Here is a 12,165-nt window from a genome sequence, read left to right as displayed (position 1 = left end):
ATTGATGCCCGAAGCTGCCAGTTATATCTTGTATGAGCATCCGCTCAATGAGCAGATACGCACTTATCTGCGCTTGGAAAACCTTTTTAATATTCAGCAAGAACTCCAGTCCATGGATTCGGTGGCTGCGCATATTGCTGCTTTGCATAATCTATGGGAAATTCTGGACTGCCTTGACCGTGGGGATTTAAAGGCTGAGTTGTTGAAAGAGCTTGAGCAGCAGAAGAACCACTTCAAGCAGCTTGAGGCAAGCCCTTATATTGACGACGTTAAGTTGAAGCGTTTTTTAGAGCAGCTGCAACAACTCTATTTATGGGTGGCAAATTATCAGGGAAAGTTTGGGGCAACATTACGTCAGGATCGTTTTATCGACTTAATTAAGCACAGAATACGAATTCCGGGGGCTTCCTGTAGTTTTGATTTACCGGAATTACATCAGTTTTTACAGCAGCCAGTAGCTTACCGACAGCAGAAATTTGATGACTGGTTTGAGCATTTCGATGGTTTGAACAAGTGTCTTAAAGTCTTGTTAAGGCTGTATCGGGAAAATGGTCAGTTTGTTGATGTAGAGACGAATAACGGGGCTTATCAGCATAATTTTGACAAGAAACAAAATCCGCATCTGATTCGCGTCAAATTACCCATTGCCACCAGTGTCTATCCAGAAATCAGTGGCTCCAAATACTGTTTTACTATTCGCTTTATCCAGCCTGGTGATAGAGACCAAAAAGTCTTGTCAGATGACACCAGGTTTCAGATGGCGATTTGCTGATTGTAGGACAACTCATGAGTACCCATTGGGGTAGACCCTTGTCCCTACGGGAGCAACGGTTATAAACGGTTATAATTGGAATGTTGGGTGGTGCCGCCAAGCGGCTTATCCAACCTACGCAGGCTAACCTACGCAGACTGGTTTATGAAGAGATATTTTTTCGTAGGCTGGTGATGAGCGTAGCGAATCCCAGCACAATAGGCATGTTTCAACGAACCCATGTTGGGATTCGCAACGTTGATCCTGCCCTAGGGGTACATCGCCAACCTACCAGAGCTGACCTAAAAATCATCGTACAAATTAAAAGACGCAATCTGTTTTTCCTTTTGGTACTATAAATCAGAACGGATTTAATAAGGTTTCAATATGGCTCTTTTATCACTCATCATTGCATTATTATTTGAGCGTTATTTTCATACTGGCTCTAGCGAAGAGCGCGAGAAGTTCAGCAATGCTGGCTGGTTTGTGTCATACCAGAAACGTCTGGCTGAGTCGTTTGGCGGACAATCCTGGTTTAAGGGCTGGGTTGCTGAGGCTTTGTTAATCCTTCTTCCTGTAATGTTGTTCTTTCTGCTGTTTGAAGCCTTTGAAGATGGCTTTATTTCTTCTCTAATTGCGCTGGCGCTGGCAGTTGTTATTCTGGTTCATTGCCTGGGGCCTGAATCGCCTAGAAAGTCTCTCCGCAAATACTTTTCAGACATCGCTAACGAAGATGAGCAGGGTGCTTATGAACATGCGGTGTCATTTGCTGGTAAGGAAGCGGATGACTGGGCACAAACTCAACGTATGGTCAGCGAGGCTATTTTTACCGAAACACAACGCCGTTATGCGGCTGTGGTGATTTGGTTTGTATTGCTTGGTCCTGCTGGAGCTTTGCTATACCGTCTCCTCGACTGGTATCTGGCTAATAATCCGGAAGGAACCCTTTCTGCTCCACTTAAGTCCATCATGGACTGGATCGCGGGGCGAATATCAGCACTGGCGTATCTACTGGCTGGTGATATGGCCTCCGGTGTTGCAAAAATCAAAAAGCAGTTTTTCGATCTTAACGTTGGTGGCCTGGAGCTGATAGAGGCTACCGGTGTTGCAGCCATTGGGCCAGTGCTTGATTGTGATACTGAGCAAAAACAAAAGGTTGCTGAGAATTTATGCGCCTTGAAGCTTACCGAGCGCACGGGTGTTATTCTGTTTGCCTTTGTGGCGGTCATGTCATTAGTAGGCTGGACATTCTTCTAAAATAATTAACAGTTGTTAGTTATGTTTGCTGGTTTGACCAAAATCATGAAATGGTCAAAATCAGCTGCCTGAAGTATCTTTTTGTGTTGATTTTGTCTATGATGGACACTTTGTGAATTTTAGCTAAGTTGCTTAACGGGTGTTAATTACCTGTTGGCAACTTTCTTGTAAAGACCATCGGTGCCGGGTGAGCTTAATAAATGAGCCGCACCGAGGCCAAAAGTAAAGGCAAGAATATGACACAAGATCAAAACAATGATGCGGTACAACAGGACGTTGACCCGATTGAAACTCAGGAGTGGTTGGATGCACTCGATGCCGTTATGGCAGAAGAGGGTGTTGAACGTGCGCACTATCTGTTGGAAAAATTAGTTGCTAAGGCACGTCGTGCTGGCGCTAACCTGCCATTCGATCTGACTACTGCTTATCTGAATACTATTCCTCCTTCGCAGGAAGCTCACATGCCTGGTGATCAGGAAATGGAGCGTCGCTTACGCGCCATTATTCGCTGGAATGCAATTGCAATTGTGTTGCAGGCATCTAAAAAAGATCTTGAGCTGGGTGGTCATTTATCCAGTTTTGCTTCCAGCGCCACTCTTTATGATGTTGGCTTTAACCATTTCTTCCATGCTGCAACCGAAGATCATGGCGGTGACCTGATTTACTATCAGGGTCATTGCTCTCCGGGTATTTATGCTCGCGCTTTTCTTGAAGGGCGTCTGACTGAAGAGCAGTTAGCTAATTTCCGCCAGGAAGTGGATGGCAAAGGTTTATCTTCTTATCCACACCCTTGGCTCATGCCGGAGTTCTGGCAGTTTCCAACAGTTTCAATGGGCTTGGGTCCGATTCAGGCTATCTATCAGGCCCGTTTCCTAAAGTATCTCGAAGATCGTGGTTTGGCTAAGACTAAAGGTCGTAAAGTTTGGGCTTTCCTCGGTGACGGTGAAATGGATGAGCCTGAGTCAATGGGCGCCATTAGTTTGGCCGGCCGAGAGAAGCTGGATAACCTGATTTTTGTTGTGAACTGTAATTTGCAACGTCTGGATGGCCCGGTTCGTGGTAACGGCAAAATCATTCAGGAGCTCGAAGGTGAGTTCCGTGGTGCCGGATGGAGTGTGCTAAAAGTGATCTGGGGTCGTTACTGGGATCCGCTGATTGCTCGTGATACTGAAGGTCGCCTGTTAAAGGTTATGAACGAGACCGTCGATGGCGAATATCAGAACTGCAAGGCTAAAGGCGGTGCTTATACTCGTGAGCATTTCTTTGGCAAGGATCCTAAGTTGTTAGAGATGGTTGCCAATATGTCTGATGAAGACATCTGGCGTCTGAACCGGGGTGGCCATGATCCGCATAAAGTCTACGCAGCCTACCATCGCGCAGTAAATACTGAAGGTCAGCCCACTGTGATTCTGGCCAAAACCGTTAAAGGTTACGGTATGGGTTCATCGGGTGAGGGTAAAAATATTTCTCACCAGGTCAAGAAGATGAACCTTGAGGCATTGAAACATTTCCGTGACCGTTTCAATGTGCCAGTTCCTGATGATAAGTTGGAAGAGGTTCCTTTCTATCATCCTGGCGAAGACAGCGATGAGATTAAATATCTTCGCGAGCGCCGCGAGAAGCTGGGTGGTTATCTGCCGGCTCGTCGCACTGAATCTGAATCCTTGGATATTCCGCCGCTGTCGGATTTTGAGCCGTTGCTGAAAGCAACCGGTGACCGTGAAATTTCAACCACCATGGCTTTTGTGCGTGCGTTGAATATCTTATTGAAAAATAAGGCACTAAAAGATCGCATTGTGCCAATTATTCCTGATGAGGCGCGTACTTTCGGTATGGAAGGCCTGTTCCGTCAAATCGGTATTTATTCGTCATCAGGCCAGCTGTATGAGCCGGTCGATTCTGATCAAATCATGTATTATCGCGAAGATAAGAAAGGTCAGATTTTGGAAGAAGGCATTAACGAAGCGGGGGCTATGTCATCATGGATGGCTGCGGCGACCAGTTATTCGAGCAATAACTTGCCGATGATTCCTTTCTATGTCTACTACTCCATGTTTGGTTTCCAGCGTGTTGGTGACCTGGCCTGGGCGGCAGGGGACATGCAGGCGCGTGGCTTCTTAATCGGCGCAACCTCTGGTCGCACTACCCTGAATGGTGAAGGTTTGCAGCATCAGGATGGTCACAGCCACATGTTGTCGGCCACTATTCCAAACTGCATCAGTTATGACCCAACCTATGCGCATGAGGTGGCGGTGATTATCCGAGAGGGTATGCGTCGCATGTATCGTGATCAGGAGAATGTGTTCTACTACATCACGACTCTTAACGAAAACTATCCTCATCCTGATATGCCTGAAGGTTCAGAAGAAGGCATCATCAAGGGTATGTATCTGTTGCATGACAATAAGTCTCGCAAGAAAGCGCCGCGGGTTCAGTTAATGGGCTCGGGTGCAATTTTACGTGAGGTTGAATATGCAGCGGAGTTGTTGGAAAAAGACTTTGGGGTGCTCTCAGACGTCTGGTCTGTAACCAGTTTTACAGAGTTGCGTCGTGAAGGCTTGGCGGTTGAGCGTGAAAATCTGCTTAACCCAACCAAGAAGCCAAAGCAGTCTTATGTGGAGCAATGTCTGGCTAAGCAGAAAGGACCTGTTATTGCGGCAACTGATTATATGAAGTCGTACGCTGATCAGATCCGTAACTTTGTACCGCAGCGTTACACAGTACTGGGTACGGATGGTTTCGGTCGCTCGGACAGTCGTGAAAACCTGCGTCGTTTCTTTGAAGTGGATCGCTACTATATCGTGTTGGCAGCGCTTAAGACTCTGGCTGACGAAGGTGAGATTGATGTTAAAGAAGTCACCAAGGCTATCAAGCGATACAACATTGATACCGATAAAGCCGATCCGGCAACCCTGTAAACTGGAGGAATAATCGTGGCAGATATTACACAAGTAAAAGTCCCCGATATTGGTGATGCCAGTGGGGTTGATGTTATTGAAGTTTTGGTCAAAGTCGGTGACACCATCGAGGTCGAAGACAGCCTGATCGTTCTGGAAACCGACAAGGCAACCATGGAAGTGCCTTCCAGCCACGCTGGTGTGGTCAAGTCCATCGAAGTCAAGGTTGGCGACAAGGTCTCTGAAGGTGATGTCATCTTATCTATTGAAGCAGCCGAAACTGGTGCTGATGCTGATGATGGTTCAGCAGATAATGAAGAACCTGAAGTCGATCAGGAAGAGGGTGTGGCTGAGGAGTCTAGCGAGGATTCAAATCAGGACTCGCAAGAGACTGATTCGAATGATGAGGATTCAGACACAGCCGCCGGTGAAGAAAAAGAAGAGCCTTTAATCGTTCCTGACATTGGCGATGCCAGTGACGTGGATGTGATTGAGGTGAGTGTTCAGGCTGGTGATAATATCGACAAAGACGACAGCCTGATTGTACTGGAAACTGAAAAAGCGACCATGGAAGTGCCATCTCCTTCAGCAGGAACCATTGTTTCCATGAGCGTTAAAGTGGGTGATAAAGTCAGCCAGGGCGATCAGATTGGTGTCATCAAGACTGTCTCAAGCAAACCCGCAAAAACAAAGTCTGAAGCATCAAAACCTGAGAAGAAAGCAGAGCCCAAGTCTACCCAGGATACTCCAAAGCAAACTGATACACCAAAACCGGCGCCAGTTTCTGACTATCCGGTACAAACACCGCAGGAAGGTAAGTTAGTACACGCTAGCCCGGCTGTTCGCCGCTTGGCTCGTGAGTTTGGTGTTGACCTTGGTAAAGTTAAAGGTACAGGCCCTAAGTCGCGGGTCATGAAAGAAGACGTGCAATCTTTTATTAAGTTTGAACTGTCTCGCCCTAAAGCGACTGCCAGCTCTGGTGCCGTGGGTACGCCTGACTTACCTGAAATCGACTTCTCGAAATTTGGTGAAGTGGAGCAGAAACCACTCAGCCGTATTCAGAAAATTAGCAGCGTCAATCTGCATCGTAACTGGACCATGATCCCTCATGTGACTCAGCACGAAGATGCGGATATTACTGATTTAGATGCTTTCCGTAAGAGCATGAAAGACGAAGCGGCAAAAGAAGGCATTCGTCTGACGCCGCTGGCTTTCATCATGAAAGCGTTGGTAGCCAGCTTGAAAGCTTTCCCAACCTTTAATGCATCTCTGGCTAATGACGGTGAAAACCTGATATTGAAGAAGTACTACAATATCGGTGTTGCAGTAGATACTCCTGACGGCCTGGTCGTTCCGGTGATACGTGATGTAGACAAAAAATCAGTCTATGAACTGGCTGAAGAGCTGGGCGAAGTATCCGAGAAGGCCCGTGACAAGAAGCTGGGCGCGGCCGATATGCAGGGCAGTTGTTTCACCATTTCTTCGTTAGGTGGAATCGGTGGCACATCCTTCACCCCAATTGTGAACTGGCCAGATGTAGCAATACTTGGTTTGTCGCGTAACCAGATGAAGCCTGTCTGGAACGGTAAAGAGTTTGAGCCACGCATGATGTTGCCAATGTCGCTGTCCTATGATCACCGTGTAATTGATGGTGCTGTGGCGGCGCGTTTTATTGTGCATTTAAGCAAAATGTTGGGTGATATTAGGCGAGTCATCCTGTAATTGTAGCGGTTAATTTGCTCGACTGCTCTTTAAGAGAGGGTTGTTAAAGTCATCTGTTGACGTGCCCATTGAGTTTTCTCAACTGCGCTTACACCAGATGACTTTGCCGCAATCTTGAACAAATTTCCTCGCGACAAGGTTGGCAGAGGCTAGAAACAACGAATTGATTGATGATTTTTCGGCCAGTTCAGGTAAAATACGCCACTCTTTTGGAGTGGCCAGTAAATTTAAGCAACTAATTTTAGTAATTTAGCGAGCTTAAGCTCCGAATTCAGATACAAAAAGAGGATCCTATGAGTAATTTACACGCTCAAGTCGTAGTTTTAGGTAGTGGCCCAGGAGGCTACAACGCTGCATTCCGTGCTGCAGATTTAGGCATGGACGTTATCTTGATTGAAAAATACGCCACATTGGGCGGTGTTTGCTTAAACGTAGGCTGTATTCCTTCTAAAGCCTTGCTTCATACAGCGAAAGTTATCGACGAAGCTGAAGAAATGTCAGCGCACGGTGTAAACTTTGGTAAGCCTAAGTTCGATATCGATAAAATCCGTGAATACAAAGACGGCGTGATCAAGCAATTGACAGGCGGCCTGGCTGGCATGGCTAAAGGCCGTAAAGTTAAAGTTGTTCAAGGCTATGGTAAATTCACAGGTGCTAACGAAATCGAAGTTGAGCACGAAGGTGAAAAGCAGAAAGTGACTTTTGACAATGCCATCATTGCTGCGGGTTCTCGTGTGGTTCAATTACCATTCCTGCCAGAAGATGACCGTATCGTTGACTCAACTGGTGCACTGGAACTTCGTCAGGTTCCAAAGCATATGTTGGTAATCGGCGGTGGTATTATCGGTCTTGAAATGGCTACTGTTTACCGTGCATTAGGCGCTAAAATTTCTGTAGTAGAAATGGCAGATCAGCTAGTTCCAGCGGCGGATAAAGATGTTGTGAAAGTGCTTGAGAAATATGTTTCTAACAAGTATGACAATATCATGTTGGAAACTAGCGTGACTAAAGTAGAAGCCAAGAAAGATGGCTTGTACGTTACTTTCGAAGGTAAGAACGCTCCAGAAAAGCCACAAAAATTCGACATGATCCTGTCAGCTGTTGGCCGCCGTCCAAATGGTGACTTAATTGATGCTGATAAAGCAGGCGTTAAAGTTTCAGATCGCGGCTTCATCGAAGTTGATAAGCAAATGCGCACTAACGTTCCGCACATCTATGCAATCGGTGATATCGTTGGTCAACCAATGCTGGCGCACAAAGCAACTGCTGAATCACACGTTGCAGCAGAAGTGATTGCTGGTAAGAAGCACTACTTCGACCCATTAACGATTCCATCAGTAGCTTACACAGATCCTGAGTTGGCGTGGGTAGGTCTAACCGAGAAAGAAGCTAAAGAACAAGGCATCGATTACGGCGTAGGTAAATTCCCATGGGCAGCATCAGGCCGTGCTATCGGTGTAAACCGTAAAGAAGGCTTCACCAAGTTGTTATTCGACAAGAAAAACAACCGCGTCATCGGTGGTGCTATCGTCGGTGTTAACGCAGGTGAATTGATTGCAGAAGTAGGCCTAGCGATTGAAATGGGTTGTGATGCAGAAGATATCGGTTTAACGATTCATGCGCACCCAACGCTTTCTGAGTCTGTGACTTTTGCAGCAGAGGTTTACGAAGGGGTTTGTACCGACCTTCCTCCACAGCGTAAGAAAAAATAAGAAAGCATCTTTATTTGCCCTGAGTATTGTTATAAACCTTTTCATCATCGGTCATTCACTTAATGTGAACTCCCTCTGCGAAAAGGTTTATGCCGCGCTCAGGACAAAAAATCCAGCTTTCTTAAGTTGATTTAAAAAGCTTCCTTCGGGAAGCTTTTTTTATGGCAGAAGAGTACTTGCCTGTTCGTATGTAGTTGAAAAGCTAAGGTGTGTAGGGACAAGTCATGACTTGTCCGTACGAGATGGTTTGGCGGGGTCGCTTGCTATTACGCTGACAGTGTGGCTACTTGTGTGCAGTTTTCGTAGGGTGGGCCTGCCCACCGTACACTGAACAATAACTCTATTCTGCTACCGGTACGACTTTCCTTCCGGAAAGTGCGGTAATCATTGAACCCGTAACAACCAATAATGCACCGGCAATGCTGAATATATTGATCGGTTCAGATAATAAGGTATCTGGGTAGAAGTATTCGAGCACCTTCATACTGGCGATGGTAACCAATGGGGTTATAGCAAGAATGGCGCTGACGCGTGATGCTTCCCAATGGGCGAGTGCTTCGGCGAAGGCACCGTAGGCAACTAAGGTATTTAAACAGCAGAACACTAGTAGCCACCAACCTAAAGTATCCAGCTCAAGTGCCTGGCCTGGCGATGACCAAGGGCTTAATAAGGGTACGCACGCCAGATAAATCATGAACATGACCTGGTCGGAACGGTAATTGTTCAACAGCTGTTTTTGTGCCAGGGCATAGGCAGCCCAGACGATAGCAGCTAAAAACATCCAGCCTAAACCTACCGCATAGTCACCGGTAATCTGTTCAAATATTTCTTGGAAACGCAGGTTAAAAAATAGAATCAGGCCAATCACAAAGCAGGCAAAGCCGAACCATTGTTGCTTGTTGAAGGATTCTTTAAAAATCAGCAAACCACCGAGCAGCATGAACATGGGCGCAGTTTGAATCATGACTTGAGCACTACTGGGTGTAATCAGGTTTACCCCAAATAGATAGAACACATAGTTCAGGCATAATCCGATAACGGATATCACCATCAACCACAAAATATTGCCTTTCAGCAATTTGATATTGGGTGTTTTTCGTTTATAAATCAGGAAGATAAATAAAATGGCGGCAGCGCTGAAAAAGCGATACCAGGTCACTGTGACCGCATCCATCTGGTCGAGTAAGGTTTTTAATGCGATAGGCAACAGACCCCAGAGCAGGGCGGTAGTTAAAGAGAGTAATAAACCAAGTTGCCAACGACCGGAGACTATATGCATGGTTGACCCGAAATATGCGACAAAGCTCGGATTATGCAGTAAACCTTAGCCATTGACTAGCATTGAGAACTATATTTCTAGAGATTGATCATTGCTGTTTGAGTAACTATGATGCTGGTTCGTAATAAAAAAGTAATGGCTATGAAAAGTAAACATTTAACCCATCTATTTTTGATAATTTCACTGGTGACAGGTAGTTTTCTGACGATGACAACAGCACAGGCTAATGACAACGAGTTAGGCTTAACCGTGGAGCGGATTTATGCTGATCCTTCTCTTGATGGCCCTGAATTACGTAAAGTTAAGTTATCACCGGACGGTAAGTGCGTCACCTTCCTCAAGGGTAAGGCTGAAGAGCAGGAACGTTTGGACTTGTGGGAATACAATCTTGCTGATGGCGAGTCACGCCTGCTGGTTGATTCTAATGACCTGAGCCCGGGCGAAGAACAGCTTTCCGATGAAGAGAAAGCACGTCGCGAGCGTATGCGATTATTTGCCAAAGGTATCATCGATTATTACTGGGGCGATGATAGTCAGACATTATTGTTCCCTTTGGCCGGTGATATTTTTGTTTATGATTTAAGCAAGGATCCCAAAAAAGCCACCAAGCAACTTACTGATACCGAAGCTTATGAAACCGATATCAAGTTATCGCCTGATGGTAAGTATGTTTCTTTCATCCGCGACCAAGATATTTTTAAAGTTGAAATAGCTACTGGCGAGGAAACACAGTTAACCTTTGATGGCGAAGGCACTATCAAAAATGGTATGGCTGAATTTGTGGCGCAAGAGGAAATGGGGCGCCTAACCGGTTACTGGTGGTCACCAGACAGTAAAAAAATTGCTTACCTGCAGGTTGATGAATCACCGGTTAATATCGAGAAGCGCTATGAAATCAATGCCGAGGACTTTACCGTTTTTGAACAACGCTATCCAAGTACCGGTACCGATAATGTTTTAATCAAGTTAGGCGTGCTAAACCTGGAATCCGGTAAAACTCAGTGGATAGATACCGGTAAAGAAACTGATATCTATATTCCAAGAGTGAGATGGTTAGTGGATTCCTCAAGAGTCTCATATCAATGGCAAAGCCGTGATCAGCAGACTTTAGAGTTACGCTTTGCGGATATCAAGACCGGTAAATCAGAAACTGTTATAACCGAAACCTCGAAGACCTGGATCAATTTAACCAAAGATTTACGTTTCCTGAAAAAGCAGGATGCTTTTATCTGGACTTCGGAAAGAAGTGGATTCCGTCACTTATATTTGTATGATTTACAAGGCAAGTTGATACGTCAATTAACTGACGGCGGCTGGGTTGTCGATAAGGTTTATGGCGTCGATGAAGAGGCGGGTGTTGTTTACTTCGATGCCAATAAAGAAAGCCCTTTGCAACAGGATCTTTATTCAGTGTCATTGACTGAAGCAGGCGCGCCAAAAAGGATTACTGAAAAAGACGGTGTGCATGAAGTCAGCTTTTCCAAAAATATGCAAATCTTTGTTGATTACTTTTCGTCAGTATCGCAACCGAAGCAGGTCAGTTTGCGTAACGCTGATGGCAGCCTGATTACCTGGCTTGAAGAAAATAAGCTGGATAAAAATCATCCTTACTATCACTACTATCAAAAAGCGTCAAAGCCTGAGTTTGGTACTATCAAAGCTGAAGATGGGCAGGAGATGCATTACCGAATCTACAAACCGGTACCATTTGATAGTTCAAAAAAATACCCAGTGATTGTTGATGTGTATGGCGGACCTCATGCACAACGAGTGCGTAATCAATGGGGTGCGCGTAATACTTACTGGCATCATTTGATGGCAAGTAAGGGCTATATCATTTTCTCTCTTGATAATCGTGGTTCGTGGAACCGCGGTAAGAAATTTGAAGATCCGATTTATAAAGAACTGGGTGATGTAGAAGTCAAAGATCAGGTTGCGGGCGTCGATTTTCTGAAAAGCTTACCTTATGTAGATAGCGACAAAATTGGTATGTTCGGTTGGAGCTATGGCGGCTACATGACCATCATGAGTATGTTCAAGCACCCTGATATTTTCAAAGTGGGTGTATCTGTGGCACCAGTCACAGATTGGTATCTCTATGATACACACTATACCGAGCGTTATTTGGGACATCCTGACTCAAATAAAGAAGGTTATGAAGCCAGTAATGTCTTCCCTTATCTGGAAGGTTTAAATGGCGACCTGATGATTATTCATGGCATGGCGGACGATAATGTGTTGTTTACCAATAGCACCAAACTGTTTAAAGCCCTACAGGATGCAAATAAGCCTTTTGATATGATGAACTACCCTGGGAGTAAGCACTCAATCTGGGGACAAAAAGTACGTACACATGTGTTTAATACCATTAGTAATTACTTTGATGAGAACTTGAAGTAGTTAACCTATTTGAAAAGTGTGTAGGATGGGTTAGGCCGCGGCCGTAACCCATCAATAGTTTAATCATTAAACGATGGGTTACGCATAAATGCTAACCCATCCTTGTATCTCTCCTGATAGAATGATTAGCTATCTTTCTATCGCCCA

The 12,165-nt window shown here is 45.3% G+C and carries 7 protein-coding genes; 6 read left to right on the top strand and 1 reads right to left on the bottom strand.

What is annotated here, in order from left to right; genetic code table 11:
- The 5 genes from zapD to lpdA all read left to right on the top strand — a co-directional run.
- A partial coding sequence (gene zapD / locus HUJ19_RS01230; RefSeq protein WP_290621759.1) for a cell division protein ZapD occupies nt 1–772 on the top strand: 772 nt, incomplete at its 5' end.
- Nucleotides 773–1,138: 366 nt separating this feature from the next.
- Nucleotides 1,139–2,008 (top strand): regulatory signaling modulator protein AmpE, encoded by an 870-nt coding sequence (ampE, locus tag HUJ19_RS01225; RefSeq protein ID WP_290621758.1) that lies wholly within the window; start codon nt 1,139–1,141, stop codon nt 2,006–2,008.
- Between the two features lie 236 nt (nt 2,009–2,244).
- Nucleotides 2,245–4,926 carry a pyruvate dehydrogenase (acetyl-transferring), homodimeric type gene (gene aceE / locus HUJ19_RS01220; protein ID WP_290621757.1) on the top strand — a complete coding sequence of 894 codons (2,682 nt, stop codon included), beginning with the start codon at nt 2,245–2,247 and terminating at the stop codon, nt 4,924–4,926.
- Between the two features lie 15 nt (nt 4,927–4,941).
- Entirely contained in the window at nt 4,942–6,627 is a 1,686-nt protein-coding gene (gene aceF, locus HUJ19_RS01215; protein WP_290621756.1) for a dihydrolipoyllysine-residue acetyltransferase, read from the top strand.
- Between the two features lie 293 nt (nt 6,628–6,920).
- Complete coding sequence (gene lpdA, locus HUJ19_RS01210; RefSeq protein WP_290621755.1) at nt 6,921–8,339, top strand: dihydrolipoyl dehydrogenase; 1,419 nt, start codon at nt 6,921–6,923, stop codon at nt 8,337–8,339.
- 340 nt (nt 8,340–8,679) lie between these two features.
- On the opposite strand, the gene HUJ19_RS01205 is transcribed toward lpdA, so the two are convergent.
- Nucleotides 8,680–9,618 (bottom strand): DMT family transporter, encoded by a 939-nt coding sequence (locus tag HUJ19_RS01205; protein ID WP_290621754.1) that lies wholly within the window; start codon nt 9,616–9,618, stop codon nt 8,680–8,682.
- A 141-nt stretch (nt 9,619–9,759) separates the two neighbouring features.
- On the opposite strand from HUJ19_RS01205, the gene HUJ19_RS01200 reads away from it, so the two are divergent.
- A complete protein-coding gene (locus HUJ19_RS01200) occupies nt 9,760–12,018 on the top strand; it encodes a S9 family peptidase (RefSeq protein ID WP_290621753.1) in 2,259 nt (752 codons plus the stop codon).
- Nucleotides 12,019–12,165: the final 147 nt, after the last annotated feature.

Origin of the sequence: Kangiella sp. (assembly GCF_014762745.1) — a bacterium.
Taxonomy (GTDB): Bacteria; Pseudomonadota; Gammaproteobacteria; order Enterobacterales; family Kangiellaceae; genus Kangiella.
The sequence above is the reverse complement of the archived record's forward strand: the minus strand, read 5'-3'. Positions and strand labels throughout refer to the sequence as shown.